At 63.1% G+C, this 13,787-nt stretch carries 12 protein-coding genes; 6 read left to right on the top strand and 6 right to left on the bottom strand.

Annotation, left to right across the window (positions count from 1 at the left end; translation table 11 throughout):
* Nucleotides 1–118 precede the first annotated feature (118 nt).
* From CQ13_RS38795 to hpaR, 4 genes are all read right to left on the bottom strand, one after another.
* Nucleotides 119–1,645 (bottom strand): UxaA family hydrolase, encoded by a 1,527-nt coding sequence (locus CQ13_RS38795; RefSeq protein ID WP_057848023.1) that lies wholly within the window; start codon nucleotides 1,643–1,645, stop codon nucleotides 119–121.
* Between the two features lie 100 nt (nucleotides 1,646–1,745).
* Entirely contained in the window at nucleotides 1,746–2,525 is a 780-nt protein-coding gene (locus CQ13_RS38790; protein ID WP_057848022.1) for an HpcH/HpaI aldolase family protein, read from the bottom strand.
* Nucleotides 2,526–2,576: 51 nt separating this feature from the next.
* Nucleotides 2,577–3,662 (bottom strand): malate/lactate/ureidoglycolate dehydrogenase, encoded by a 1,086-nt coding sequence (locus CQ13_RS38785; protein ID WP_057848021.1) that lies wholly within the window; start codon nucleotides 3,660–3,662, stop codon nucleotides 2,577–2,579.
* 210 nt (nucleotides 3,663–3,872) lie between these two features.
* Entirely contained in the window at nucleotides 3,873–4,409 is a 537-nt protein-coding gene (gene hpaR, locus CQ13_RS38780; protein WP_057848020.1) for a homoprotocatechuate degradation operon regulator HpaR, read from the bottom strand.
* 145 nt (nucleotides 4,410–4,554) lie between these two features.
* Here hpaR and hpaH point away from each other — a divergent pair, with 145 nt between their 5' ends.
* The 6 genes from hpaH to CQ13_RS38750 all read left to right on the top strand — a co-directional run bounded on the left by hpaH (nucleotide 4,555) and on the right by CQ13_RS38750 (nucleotide 10,952).
* Nucleotides 4,555–5,361, top strand: a complete 807-nt coding sequence (gene hpaH, locus CQ13_RS38775; protein WP_057848019.1) for a 2-oxo-hept-4-ene-1,7-dioate hydratase — start codon at nucleotides 4,555–4,557, stop codon at nucleotides 5,359–5,361.
* A gap of 29 nt (nucleotides 5,362–5,390) precedes the next feature.
* The gene (locus CQ13_RS38770; protein ID WP_057848018.1) at nucleotides 5,391–5,789 is read left to right on the top strand and encodes a 5-carboxymethyl-2-hydroxymuconate Delta-isomerase; all 399 of its coding nucleotides are present in this window, start codon (nucleotides 5,391–5,393) and stop codon (nucleotides 5,787–5,789) included.
* On the top strand, nucleotides 5,782–7,317 hold the full coding sequence (gene hpaE, locus CQ13_RS38765) for a 5-carboxymethyl-2-hydroxymuconate semialdehyde dehydrogenase (protein ID WP_057848017.1): 1,536 nt from the start codon (nucleotides 5,782–5,784) through the stop codon (nucleotides 7,315–7,317). The genes CQ13_RS38770 and hpaE overlap by 8 nt, the downstream gene beginning before the upstream one ends.
* 120 nt (nucleotides 7,318–7,437) lie before the next feature.
* Nucleotides 7,438–8,421, top strand: coding sequence for a 3,4-dihydroxyphenylacetate 2,3-dioxygenase (hpaD, locus tag CQ13_RS38760; RefSeq protein ID WP_057848016.1), 984 nt, complete (start codon nucleotides 7,438–7,440; stop codon nucleotides 8,419–8,421).
* A 4-nt stretch (nucleotides 8,422–8,425) separates the two neighbouring features.
* Complete coding sequence (locus CQ13_RS38755; RefSeq protein WP_057848015.1) at nucleotides 8,426–9,295, top strand: fumarylacetoacetate hydrolase family protein; 870 nt, start codon at nucleotides 8,426–8,428, stop codon at nucleotides 9,293–9,295.
* A gap of 28 nt (nucleotides 9,296–9,323) precedes the next feature.
* Nucleotides 9,324–10,952, top strand: a complete 1,629-nt coding sequence (locus CQ13_RS38750; protein ID WP_057848014.1) for a thiamine pyrophosphate-dependent enzyme — start codon at nucleotides 9,324–9,326, stop codon at nucleotides 10,950–10,952.
* A 140-nt stretch (nucleotides 10,953–11,092) separates the two neighbouring features.
* Here CQ13_RS38750 and CQ13_RS38745 read toward each other — a convergent pair whose 3' ends face one another.
* Both CQ13_RS38745 and CQ13_RS46930 read right to left on the bottom strand, forming a co-directional pair.
* Complete coding sequence (locus CQ13_RS38745; RefSeq protein WP_057848013.1) at nucleotides 11,093–12,319, bottom strand: MFS transporter; 1,227 nt, start codon at nucleotides 12,317–12,319, stop codon at nucleotides 11,093–11,095.
* A 270-nt stretch (nucleotides 12,320–12,589) separates the two neighbouring features.
* Nucleotides 12,590–13,153 carry a DUF5677 domain-containing protein gene (locus CQ13_RS46930; RefSeq protein WP_347337092.1) on the bottom strand — a complete coding sequence of 188 codons (564 nt, stop codon included), beginning with the start codon at nucleotides 13,151–13,153 and terminating at the stop codon, nucleotides 12,590–12,592.
* Nucleotides 13,154–13,787: the final 634 nt, after the last annotated feature.

The following is a 13,787-nucleotide window of genomic DNA, read 5'->3' as shown; positions in this document are numbered from 1 at the left end:
GCAGGATCAAGCATTAACAACGGGCACGAGGTGCCTGAAGAGAGGGCGATGCTGCCTCCCCGTCATTGCGAGGAGCGACAGCGACGAAGCAATGACGGTTGAGGCAGCGCGCCTCCCATCACATCGTCGCCCCAAGCACCCACGGCGCGAATTCGGCGCCGCCGAAATCGAAACTCTCGCTTTTGGTCGGCTGGCCGGATGCCGTTTTCAGCATCAGCTCGAAGATGCGCTGGCCGCATTGCTGCACGGTTTCCTCGCCGTCGAGGATGGTGCCGCAATTGACGTCCATGTCATCTTCCATGCGCTTGTACATCGGCGTGTTGGTGGCGAGCTTGATCGAGGGCGCAGGCTTGCAGCCGAACACGCTGCCGCGGCCCGTGGTGAAGCAGACAAGGTTAGCCCCGCCCGCGACCTGGCCCGTCGCCGCAACCGGGTCGTAACCGGGCGTGTCCATAAAGACAAAACCCTTCTTGGTGATCGGCTCAGCATAGTTGAGCACGTCGACCAGATTGGTGCTGCCGGCCTTCGCCATCGCGCCCAATGATTTTTCCAGGATGGTGGTCAGCCCGCCGGCCTTGTTGCCGGGGCTTGGATTGGCGTTCATCTCGGCGCCTTCGCGCCTGGTGTATTCTTCCCACCAGCGCATCAGGCCGACGAGTTTTTCGCCAACCTCGCGGCTGACGGCCCGCCGCGTCAGCAGATGTTCGGCGCCATAAGTCTCCGGCGTCTCCGAGAGGATCACGGTGCCGCCGTGGCGCACCAGCAGATCGCTCGCAGCACCCAGCGCCGGATTGGCCGATACGCCGGAGTAACCGTCGGAGCCACCGCATTGCAGCGCCACCGTCAATTCGCTGGCTGCGACCTTCTCGCGCTTTACTTTATTGGCGTCGGTCAGCGCCTCCTTCACGAAGGCAATGCCGGCCTCCACCGTCTTGCGGGTGCCGCCGACTTCCTGGATGTCCATCGCGCGCAAACGTCCGGCGAGCTTCTGCTCCTCCATCAGTCCGCCGATCTGGTTGACCTCGCAGCCAAGCCCCAGCACGACCACATGGGAGAAATTTGCGTGCCGCGCATAGCCGCCGAGTGTCCGCCGCAACAGCGCCAGCGGTTCGTTCTGCGTCATGCCGCACCCGGTCTTGTGGGTCAGCGCCACCACACCGTCGACATTCGGATAGTCGGCCAGCGGGTTATCGCCGGTGAACGGGTTCTTCTTGAACATGTCGGCGACGATGCCGGCGACATGGGCGCTGCAATTCACCGAGGTGAGGATCCCGATATAGTTGCGCGTCGCCACGCGGCCGTCGGCGCGGCGAATGCCGTCGAAGGTGGCGGGCAGATCGAAATTCGGTACCGGCTTGACGTCGACGCCGTAGGCATAGTCCTTGGCGAAATCGCCCATGCCGCAGTTTTGCGTATGCACATGCTGGCCCGGCGCGATCGGCGCCGTGGCAAAGCCGATGATCTGGCCGTAGCGGCGGACCGGTTCGCCTACGGCGATCGGCCTGATCGCGACCTTATGGCCGGCAGGAATCCGTTCGGTTGTGGTGACGCCCTCGGCCACCACCATGCCCGGTGGCAGGCTCGCGCGCGCGATCAGCACGCCATCGTCAGGGTGCAGGCGGATCACGGGTGCCGGGGTGGTCATTGGGTTTCTCCTTACCTCGGCGAATAGCGAGTAGCGAATAGCAGGCTCTGCCACGCTGCTCGCTACCCCTATTCGCCATTCGCTACTTGCTATTCGCGTCTCAGGCTTTTCCGCCTGAATCCTTCCTCGTCTGGTTCACCTGCATTTTGGCGTAGGTCATCATCAGGCCGCTCTCGTTCGAGAGCGTGACGAGCTTGAAGCCCATGTTGATGGCGCGCACCGCGCCCTCGGCGCCCGAGCAGTGGATGCCGGGATTGAGCCCGCGCTTGCCGCATTCCTTAACGATCTTCTCGTAGATCTTGAGTATTTCAGGCTCGTCGCGGTCGAGCTTCGGCACCAGGCCGTAGGAGAAGCCGAGGTCGGAGGGACCAATATAGACGCCGTCAATGCCCTCGACGTCGAGGATCGATTCCATGTTCTCGACTGCAGTCCTGGTCTCCATCATCGGCAACAGCACGATCTCATCGTTCGCCGTCTGCTGGTAGGTGCCGGCCGAGCCATACATGCCGGAGCGGATCGGGCCATTCGAGCGCGTGCCCTTGGGTGGATACTTCGCGTACTGGACCAGGTTCTTCGCCTCCTGCGGGGTGTTGATCATCGGACAGATCACGCCATAGGCACCGCCATCGAGCACCTTGCCGATGATGCCGGGCTCGTTCCAGGGCACGCGGACCATCGGCGTCACCGGATGGCCGTTCATCGCCTGAAAGCATTGGACCATCGAGAGGTAATCCTGCACGCCGTGCTGCATGTCGACGGTGACGCTGTCGAAGCCGCATTGCGCGATCACTTCGGCCGAAAAGCCGGAGGGGATCGCGAGCCACGCGTTCACCACAGCCTTGCCCGAGGCCCATACTTTCTTGACGTTGTTGGTTGCCATTGATCGCTTTCCCTTTGTGATCGTTACAATTGTTGGAGTTCGCAGATTTGATTAGCTGGTCGCGCGCTGAATGCTCGCTTCGCTGACGCCGACCTCGCGGGCGGTGTTGACGATCGCAGCCCAGGTATCATCAGGCAGCGGCACGCCGTTCCTGGTGCGCTCGGCGCGCATCTTGCGTTCGGGGTCGCCCGGGACCAGGACAGACTCGACGCCGGCGATCGGCTTGGTCTCGCGGATGAAGTCGGTATAGCGCGAGATTTCGTCGTCGAAATAGTTGGCCGTGTCGATCACCTTGGGATCGATATAGAAGGCAAGCATGCCGTTGGCGAACTGCCGGCCGCCCGAGGTGGCGCCGGTGCCGGTCAGCGCACCGCCGAGCAGTTCGCAGATGAAGGCAAGCCCCGAGCCCTTGTGCTCGCCGAACGCGCGGATCGCGCCAGTGCCCTTGGTGTGGTCGCGCGGCCCATCTGGAGTGTAGGGACCATAGAGCACGGACGGCTCTTCGCTCAGCGTGCCGTCGGCATCGACCAGTGCGCCGGTGGGAAGCTTCTTGCCGCCGCGGCTGGCGACCAGCACCTTGCCTTCGGCAACGATCGAGGTGGCAAAATCGAGCACGATCGGATCTTGCCCCTGGCGCGGAATGCCGACGCAGTAAGGCGCGGTCGAGAGCCGTTTCTGGACACCGCCGTACGGCGCGACCAGCAGCGAGCCGGCGGCATTGACAAAATGCACCGACACCAACCCTTCGGCGGCGGCCATTTCCGCCCAGTCGCCGACGCGTCCGATGTGGCCGGCGTTGCGCAGCGCGATGGCTGACAGTCCCGCCTTCTTGCACTTCTCGATGCCGGTCCGCACCGCGAATGGCGTTACGGTCTGGCCATAGCCAAACTTGCCATCGACCACGGCGAGCGACGGCGTGTCGACGACGATCTCTGGGGTCTGGTTGGGGACGATGTTGCCCGTCTTCTTCCAGCGGATATAGACCGGAACCCGGATCACGCCGTGGCTGTCATGGCCGGTGAGATTGGCTGTCGTGAGATAAGTGGCGATGCGCCTTGCTTCCTCGGACGAGGATTCCGAATGCGAAAAAACCTCTGCGACGAAATCGATCAGATTGTTGACTTTTATTGTGACCATGTCCGGATTTCAGCCCTGTCCTTGCACGGGAGAGCCTGCGTTTGAGCAGCTAGCCCCGCGATTCCCGCACCGGTTTTGATGACCGGCTTGGCCGGCACTTTGAACGAAAAATCGCGCGCGTGTCTACCGCCTCAGTCGCGTTTGACAAATGATTGCAATCATTTGCCCGGCCGCTATGCATCGGGCCAGTAGCATCATGCAAATTTGCGCTTACTCGTCTGCTTCGGCCTCGCCCTCACCCGCTACCTCCATCGCGGCAAGGCTGCGCTCAAGTTCGCCCAGCATGTCCTGCAATTCGGCGAGCTTGCGCGCGCCAAAACGGTGCGTGATCTCGGCGTAGATCGCTTCCGAGGTGGGCGCGACGGCCTCGATCAGCTTCAGCCCCTTGGACGAGATCGACACCTCGCCGCGGCGAAGATCTGCCTTGGCCGTGCGGCGTTCGATCAGATCGCGCGCTTCGAGATCGCGCAGGATTCGCGATAGGCTCGGCCCCAGCAGGAAGGCGACGCGCGCCAGCTCCGTCACCTCGATGGTATCTACCGCCGTCAGCGCGCGCAGGATCCGCCACTGCTGCTCGGTCAGCCCATGATTGCGTAAGGACGGGCGGAACTGGCGCATCACGGCTTCCCGCGCGCGCAGTAGCGACATCGGCAGCGAGCGCGAGAATTCGCGCATCGGCGCGCGGCGGGCCTCCGTCGTTCCCTCCTGGTCCGAACGCGATCCGTTCGGCGATTTCTTGCCTGACATCTTCAGTGGCCCGCCATCGGGAATCCTCGATCAAGGCAAGGATAGAGTTTTGCGGCGCAACAAGCATCAAATCAGTTTGCGTCGAATAACTTAACATGTTAAACAAATTTCAGCACCCGCTTTTTGCTGATCGAGCCGGACGCCCATGGCCCTTTCCAGAGACGATATCCGAAGCGCCGCCGAGCGGCTCGATGCCGCCGAAAGGACCCGCAAACAGATCCGGCAGCTTTCGCTTGAACATCCCGGCATAACGATCGAGGATGCCTACGCTATTCAAAAAGCCTGGGTCGAGATGAAGGTCGCGCAGGGGCGCACCGTGAAGGGCCACAAGATCGGCCTGACCTCGAAGGCAATGCAGAGCGCGCTCAATATTGACGAGCCTGACTCCGGCATCCTGCTCGATGACATGTTCTTTGCCGACGGCGGGCTCGTGCCCTCAGATCGTTTCATCGCCACCCGCGTCGAGGCCGAACTCGCGTTCGTGATGAAGTCGCGGCTGTCCGGACCTGATAGCACGATGTTCGACGTGCTCAACGCCACCGACTTCGTGGTGCCCGCGCTGGAGATTCTGGATACGCGGGTCGAGCGGATCGATCCGCAGACCAAGGCGACCCGCAAGATTTTCGACACCATCGCCGACAACGCCGCGAATGCCGGCATCGTGCTCGGCGGCCGCCCGATCCGGCCAATGGACGCCGACCTGCGCTGGATCGGCGCGCTCTGTTTCCGCAACGGTCAGCTTGAAGAGACCGGGCTTGCGGCCGGAGTCCTCAATCACCCCGCGACGTCAGTGGCGTGGCTTGCCAACAAGATCGCGCCGAATGGGTTAGCGCTCGAACCCGGCCAAGTGGTGCTGGCGGGCTCGTTCATCCGACCGATAGAAACCCGCAAAGGCGACACGATCCAGGCGGACTATGGACCTTACGGTTCGGTGAGTTGCTACTTCGCCTGATGCTTTAGGACGACAGGAGCCATCAGAACATGCCGCACTTCACGATTGAATTTTCAGCCAATCTCGATGGGCGCGTCGACATGGGCGCGGTCGTGGAACTCGTCCGCCAAGCGGCGGTCGAGACCGGCATCTTCCCGCTCGGCGGTATTCGCGTCCGCGCGATCAGATGCGAGCACTATGCGATCGCGGACGGTCGCCAGAATTACGGCTTTCTCGACATGGTGTTGCGGCTTGGCGAGGGGCGCGACCTCGTCACCCGCAAGAAGGCCGGCGAGCATATTTTCAAGGCGTTGTCGGCCCATCTTGATTCGGTGTTTGCGAGCGAAAAGTTCGCGCTGTCGTTCGACATGCAGATCAACGACAAGGAAACAAGCTGGAAGCGCAACAACATCCACGAAGCGCTGAAAGTGGAGGCTATCAATGGATAAGGTGACACCCAAGGACCTGTTTCGGGCCAATCGCGACCGTGCGGCTCCCCTGCTCGCCAAGCTGAAGAGCGAAGGTCTCGGCCACATGATCGGCGGCAAGACCGTGCCGTCGGTCTCCGGCCAGACATTTGAGACGAAGTCCCCGGTTGATGGCGCAGTGCTGGCATCGGTCGCGCGCGGCAATGCCGAAGACATCGACCGCGCCGCAACCGCCGCCGCAACGGCCTTCACATCCTGGCGCGACATGTCCGCCGCCGCGCGGAAGAAATTGCTGCATCGTGTGGCTGACGCGATCGAGGACAACGCCGACGATATCGCGGTGCTGGAATGCATTGACACCGGCCAGGCCCACCGCTTCATGGCCAAAGCCGCGATCCGGGCTGCGGAGAATTTCCGCTTCTTTGCCGACAAGTGCGGCGAGGCCCGGGACGGCCTCAACACGCCCTCCGAGGAGCACTGGAACATCTCGACCCGGGTGCCGATCGGCCCGGTCGGCGTGATCACGCCGTGGAACACGCCGTTCATGCTGTCGACCTGGAAGATCGCGCCAGCGCTCGCTGCCGGCTGCACCGTCGTGCACAAGCCGGCCGAATGGTCACCGGTTACGGCAGACCTGCTGGCGAAGCTTGCGAAACAGGCCGGCCTTCCCGATGGCGTGCTCAACACGGTCCATGGCATGGGTGAAGAGGCGGGCAAGGCGCTGACCGAGCATCCCGCCATCAAGGCGATCGGTTTCGTCGGCGAGAGTTCGACCGGTTCCGCGATCATGGCGCAGGGCGCCCCTACCCTGAAGCGCGTGCATTTCGAGCTTGGCGGCAAGAACCCGGTGATCGTGTTCGACGACGCAGATCTCGACCGGGCACTCGATGCGGTGGTCTTCATGATCTACTCGCTCAACGGCGAGCGCTGCACCTCGTCGAGCCGGCTGCTGGTCCAGCAAGGTATCGCCGATGAATTCATCGAAAAGCTGACCGCCCGGGTCAAGGCGCTGAAGGTTGGGCATCCGCTCGACCCCGCCACCGAGATCGGCCCCCTGATCCATGAGCGGCATCTTGCAAAAGTCTGCAGCTATTTTGACATCGCCAGGAAGGACGGCGCCACCATCGCGGCGGGCGGCAGGCCGCACGATGGCCCCGGCGGCGGGCATTACGTGCAGCCGACCCTCGTCACCGGCGCGCACTCAAAGATGCGGGTGGCGCAGGAGGAAGTGTTCGGCCCGTTCCTGACCGTGATCCCGTTCAAGGATGAGAAGGACGCCATCGAGATCGCCAATGGCGTGCAATACGGCCTGACCGGCTATGTCTGGACCGGCGACATGGGGCGCGCGCTGCGCGTTGCGGACGCGCTGGAGGCCGGCATGATCTGGCTCAATTCCGAAAACGTCCGCCATCTGCCGACGCCGTTCGGCGGCATGAAAGCTTCAGGCATCGGCCGCGACGGCGGCGACTACTCGTTCGACTTCTATATGGAAACCAAGCACGTCTCGCTCGCCCGCGGGACGCATAAGATTCAGAGACTTGGAATCTAGAATTCACGTCGTTCCGGGGCGCGAAGCGAACCCGGAACCTCGAGATTCCCCGATGCGCAATTGCGCATCTGAGGTTCGGTCCTGCGGACCGCCCCGAACGACAACGCCGAGGAAACGCCTATGCCCGTTCCGACACACACATTCACCCCGCCGTTCAACATCATCCGCTGCAGCCACGCCGTGCTCGACGTCACCGACCTCGGCAAGAGCCGCGCCTTCTACGAAAACACCGTCGGCCTGCATGTCGAGGACGCCGACGACAAGGCGGTTTACTTGCGCGGCAGCGAGGAGCATCAGCATCATTCGCTGGTGCTGCGGAAGGCCCCTAGCGCGGCCTGCAATCGGCTCGGCTTCAAGGTCGGAAATGACGGTGACCTCGACAAGGCCGCGACCTTTTTTTCCGAGAACGGCATCCCTTACGCCTTCGCCGATCAGCCGTTCCAGGGCCGCACCCTGCAGTTCAGCGATCCCGCCGGCTTCCAACTCGAGCTCTATGCGTCGATGGACAAGCGCCCGCATCTGCTGCGGCGCTACGATCTCTACAAGGGCTGCCATCCGCAGCGGCTCGATCATTTCAACGTCTTCGCGCCCGAGGTTCAGGGCACCATCGACTTCTATGCGCGGCTTGGCTTCCGGCTGACCGAATATGGCGAGGAAGACGGCCCGAACGGGCGGATCGCAGCGGCCTGGATGCACCGCAAGGGCAACGTCCATGACTTCGCCATTACCAACGGCCGCGGCCCTCGCCTGCACCATTTTGCCTATTGGGTGCCGACGGCGATGAACGTCCTGCATCTCTGCGACGTGATGGCTTCGAGTGGATATCTGAAGAACATCGAGCGCGGCCCAGGCCGCCACGGCATCTCGAATGCATTCTTCCTCTATGTCCGGGATCCGGACGGCCACCGGCTCGAACTCTACACCAGCGACTACTTCACGGGAGACCACGACCACGAGCCGTTGCGCTGGTCGCTAAAGGACCCGCGCCGGCAAACGCTGTGGGGCGCACCGGCGCCGCGCTCCTGGTTCGAGGAGGGTTCGCCCTTCACGGGTCAGGAGGTCCGCGAGCCGCTCTTTGTCGCCGACGTCTTGATTGCGGATTGATCGGATGGCCCCGCCCCGTCTCGCTACCTTCACCGTCAACGGCACGCAGAAATACGGCGCCGTGACCGATGCCGGCATCGTCGATCTCTCGGCGCGCTTCGAGAAGGAATACCCCACGCTGCGCGAAGTTGTCGCCGCCAGCGCGCTGATGAAACTCGCCGAAGACGCGGCGCGGCGCGCGCCAGACCATGCGCTCGATGCGATCGGTTGGCAGCCGCCGATCCCCTCGCCGGAAAAGATCATCTGCATCGGCGTGAACTATCCCGACCGCAACGCCGAATACAAGGACGGCCAGGACGCGCCGAAATATCCGAGCATGTTCATGCGGACACCGCGCTCCTTTGTCGGCCACAACGCGCCGCTGGTCCGCCCGCGCGCCTCGGCGCAACTCGATTACGAGGGCGAACTGGTGCTTGTGATCGGAAAGGCCGGACGGCACATCAAGGAGAGCGACGCGCTGGACCACATCGCAGCCGTCACGCTCTGCAACGAAGGCACCATCCGCGATTGGGTGCGGCACGCCAAATTCAACGTCACCCAGGGCAAGAATTTCGATTCCACCGGCAGCCTCGGCCCGTGGCTCGTGCCCTACACCGATGAAAGCCAGATTGCGGACATCCGCCTCACCACGAAGGTCAATGGCGACACGCGGCAGGATGACCGCACCGGCCGGTTGATCTTCGGCTTCCGCTACCTGATCAGCTATCTCTCGACCTTCACCACGCTGGTGCCCGGCGACGTCATCGTGACGGGTACGCCGACTGGCGCCGGCGCGCGGTTCGACCCGCCGCGCTATCTGAAGCCTGGCGACGTCATCGAGGTTGCGGCCGAGGGTATCGGTGTGCTCAAAAACGGCGTCACCGACGAAGCCTGAAAAATCCCGTGAGCGAGTGGACAGAACGATGAAATCAACTTCCGGCGGCGAAGCGATCGTCAACGGCCTCGTCGCACATGGCGTCGACACCGTGTTCGGCCTGCCCGGCGCGCAGATCTATGGCCTGTTCGACGCCTTCCATCAGGCGCAGTTGAAGGTGATCGGTGCTCGGCATGAGCAGGCCTGCGGCTACATGGCGTTCGGCTACGCACGTTCATCGGGCAAGCCGGGCGTGTTCAGCGTGGTGCCCGGTCCGGGCGTACTCAATGCCAGTGCGGCGCTACTCACTGCGTTTGGCTGCAACGAGCCGGTGCTGTGCCTGACCGGACAGGTGCCGACGGCGTTTCTCGGCAAGGGCCGCGGCCATCTGCACGAGATGCCGGACCAGCTCGCAACGCTGCGCACCTTCGTGAAATGGGCCGAGCGCATCGAATATCCCGATGCGGCGCCCGCCGCGGTGTCGCGTGCGTTTCAGGAGATGATGTCGGGCCGCCGCGGTCCGGTATCGCTGGAAATGCCGTGGGACATCTTTACGCAACGCGCCCTGGTCGGCGCCTCAACCGTGTTCGATCGGTTTCCCGCACCGCAGCCCGATTCCGACCGGATCAAGGCGGCGGCTGCACTGATCAGGGATGCGAAGCGGCCGATGATCTTCGTCGGCAGCGGCGCGATCCATGCGCACGAGGAAATTCTCGAACTGGCCGAAATGATCGATGCGCCTGTCGTAGCGTTCCGCAGTGGCCGCGGCATCGTCTCCAACGCGCACGAGCTCGGGCTGACCATGGCGGCGGCCTACAAGCTCTGGCCGAACATCGATCTGATGATCGGGATCGGCACGCGCATGGAGCTACCGGCTTCAGGATTCCGCTGGCCGTACCAGCCGAAGGGACTAAAATCCGTTCGCGTCGATATCGATCCGACCGAGATGCGTCGGGTTGCATCAGACATCGCCGTGGTCGCGGATGCGAAAGCTGGCACGGCCGATCTTGTGGCTGCTGTGAAGAAGGCTGGCTATAGCAGGACCAACGGCCGGCGCACCGAAATCCGCGAAGCCACCGCGGCGGCGCATCAGGAGATCCAGAAGGTTCAGCCGCAAATGGCCTATCTGAACATCCTGCGCGAGGTACTGCCGGCTAATGCGATCGTCACCGATGAGCTCTCACAGGTCGGCTTCGCCTCCTGGTACGGCTTTCCGATCTACGAGCCGCGCACCTTTATCACTTCGGGCTATCAGGGCACGCTCGGCTCCGGCTTCCCCACAGCGCTGGGCGCCAAGGTCGCCAATCCGGACCGCCCGGTGGTCGCGATCACCGGCGACGGCGGCTTCATGTTCGCGGTGCAAGAGCTATCCACCGCCGTGCAATTCAAGATCGGCGTGGTCACGCTGGTGTTCAACAACAACGCCTATGGCAATGTACGGCGCGATCAGCGCCAGCATTTTGACGGACGCGTCGTGGCGTCCGACCTGGTCAATCCGGATTTCGCGAAGCTGGCCGAGTCCTTCGGCGCGGGTGCTGCCCGGGTGACTTCGCCGGATCAATTCCGCCCTGCGCTGGAAAAGGCTTTAGCCGACGGCGGGCCTTATGTGATTTCAGTGGAGGTGCCGACGGATTCGGAAGTGAGCCCGTGGGCGTTCATCCACCCGCCGAAGCCGTAGGTCGTCCTCCGTTATTCCGGGGCGGTCTGCAGGACCGAACCCCAGATGCGCAATTGCGCATCGGGGAATCTCGAGATTCTCAGGTGCGCAATCGCGCACCATAGTTCGATGCTTCGCGTCGCCCCGGAATGACGGCGAGGTTAAACTTGCCTCGCCAAACCCCGCTGCATCCGCGACGCCGCAATTACCAATAGCCCCGCTCCCGCAACCGTCCAGCACGCCACCGGTGCCCAGTGCAACAGCGGTGCGTAGTCCGGCAGCTTTTGGAGGCCGCCGGCCACCGCCGCCATCCGCGCAAAGGTCGCGAGCGCCAGCGCGGAGAACACCAGCCCCACCACCTTGCCCTCGGCACCGGTCTCCCCGATCGCCAGCGCCGCCGAAACCGCGGCCATCAGCATGCAGCCCCACGCCGCGCCGGCGACGAACTGCGCCGCGATCAGCAGGTTGAGATTGCCGGCCATCTCCGCGCCGAACACGGCCAGCGCGCCGAGCAGGCCGGCCACCCCCATCACGATCAGCCCGCCGCGATGCTTGACCACGACGCTCGCCGGAAACATCGCGATGTTGAAGCCGATCCAGAACACCGGCATCAGCCATGGCAATTCGTCCGGCTTGGCAAATCGCAGGAAGAACGGCGTGCTGTTGATTGAAAAATGCAATTGATAACCGAGCGAGAGGATCAGCATCGAAGCGATGAAGAACGTCGGTATCGGGCCAAGCGGTTTTGCGGCCGCAACCGGTTGCTTTGCGGCGCGAGGTGCCTGCGCCAGATCACGCTCGACCCTCGAGAGCGCGAGCGTCGTGAGCAGCAGTACCACGCCCGAGATCACGAAGGGCAGCCGCGGGTCGTGATTGCGCAGCACCACGCCGAGATACGGCGAGACAGCGCCCGCCAGGCCGTAGCCGAGCATCGTCAGCGCCGACAAAAACGGGATCGCAGGCCGCGCCGCGTATTTGCCGAGCAATGTCAGCGGTGGCGCGCGCAGGGCCGATGACGTCACGACCCATATCAGGATCAAGGCGATAAACCAGATCTGCGCGCCCGGCCCCGTACCCGCCACGAACGGCAGCGCGACAAACGCCGTGCAGGAGATTGCGGTCAGGACAGCGACGAACACGCCGAGCTTGCCGACGAAGGGTGCGATCCTGTCGGCGGCAATCCCCATCGCGGTGTCGGTGATGGTGAAGATTGCCTGATCCAGCATCAGGATCAGGATCACGGCGGATGGCGCGATGCCGACATCGGCGCAGAGTTTTGGCAAATAGATGACGTAAGTGGTCCATCCCAGCGCGAACACGAGCTGCAGCACGGCAAGATAGACGCCGGTGCGATTGGCGGTTTCGGACGTTGCTTCTGTCGTGCTCATGTCGGCCCCCCGGCCGAAAGAGCATAGACGACGAAAACGGTCGATGGAACGTCTCTTCCCTTCTCCCCTTGTGGGAGATTGTCACTCTATCTACCGCGTTGAAGTGTCAACAGAAACCGGAAGTGGTGTCCGTCCAGCGTCCCTTGCACGCGGTTCCGCGCTAATCGGTTGGTGTAGCTCGCTGATGCGTTAGCGCGGGCGGCGCTGTCCTGAATCGAACGCATGCGCGTGCCGCCCTGCGCCGCTCGCACCGTCCAGCGACTATTGCTCTCAGATCGCTGGCCACGTCTTGCCTGACAGGTAGACTTCGTGGGCTTGGTCCACCGAGTCGATACGCGCGCCGAGGTCGCGAAGCTGTTCGCACAAGTGGTCCATCGCCGCTGCGCCTCCGATGAACGTCAGAAAGTCCGCCACGGCATAGAGCGCGAGATGGCCGAGCGCAAACAACGGCTGCGGGCGCGGGCGGCCCCATTCGAGCTTGGGTGTGAACGCCGCGCCGTTCTCGTCGGTCTCCAGATGGAATTGAGATAGGTCCTGCCACGAGCCGTGCACGTTGTGGGACATGCCGCCAAAGACCGCCAGATACGCTTCGCCAAAGCCGACAGCCTCCGCTTTCTGACGCAAGTCCTTGCCGCTGCGACGGAGACGTAGGACGCGACTTCGCGAAGCAACTCCGATGCGAGGACCATAAAGTCCGACTCGCGCGTGAAGGCGGCGATAGTGACCGGGTCCACGGTCACCCGCTCGACGGCTGGAAACGGCCCTCCTGATTCTGTCATGAGTTATAGGTCCATCGGTTGCAGCAGCATGGGACCCGCCTGCAGCGCTCCGCAACCGATGGGCGTGGTTTATCCCCCATATTTCCGGAAACCATCCGGAAATCGGCAAAGATCGAGATCAACAAGCCGACGCTGCAGTGAGCGCGACCGATCAAGGTGATAATATCACCTTGCTCAGCGTCCCCGGCCTAACCCATTCGCTTCCGTCACCACCGCGTTGCCGGTCTCGATCAGTTCGTTGACCCGCTTCGGAAGCGCGTCGCCGAACCGCTTGTGCGATTTCCAGTGCGCTCGTTGCTTTGTCGATCTCGCACGGCGGTTCCCGTCAGGAATTATTCCCACCGGGTGAGTTCCCACTCAACTGTTACTTGTGTCGTGTTTAGGTTGTGCTTCAATGGCGGTACAAGCTCCCAAAAGTGGGACGGTCCAATGATCATTCCCCAGCAAACCGACCTCGGGCGGCGCGTTGTCTACCGGCCTCCGGGGGCTGGACGCAGGTACGGCGTCATCAGCGCAATATACACCCGCCGCTTGTTTGTCCGGTTCGATCACCAGCACTACAGCCGCGCGGTCGACCCGGCCTATCTGGAGTTTGCCAGACGACCGGCCGAGGCCGTGCCGCGTTCACATGGGGCGCCACCTGCGCGGTAATTTTAGCGGCTGGCACGCCGCGCGGCGTCTTCGGCACT

This window comes from Bradyrhizobium retamae (assembly GCF_001440415.1).
In the GTDB taxonomy this organism is placed as follows: domain Bacteria; phylum Pseudomonadota; class Alphaproteobacteria; order Rhizobiales; family Xanthobacteraceae; genus Bradyrhizobium; species Bradyrhizobium retamae.
This window is presented reverse-complemented; position numbering and strand designations above follow the sequence as displayed.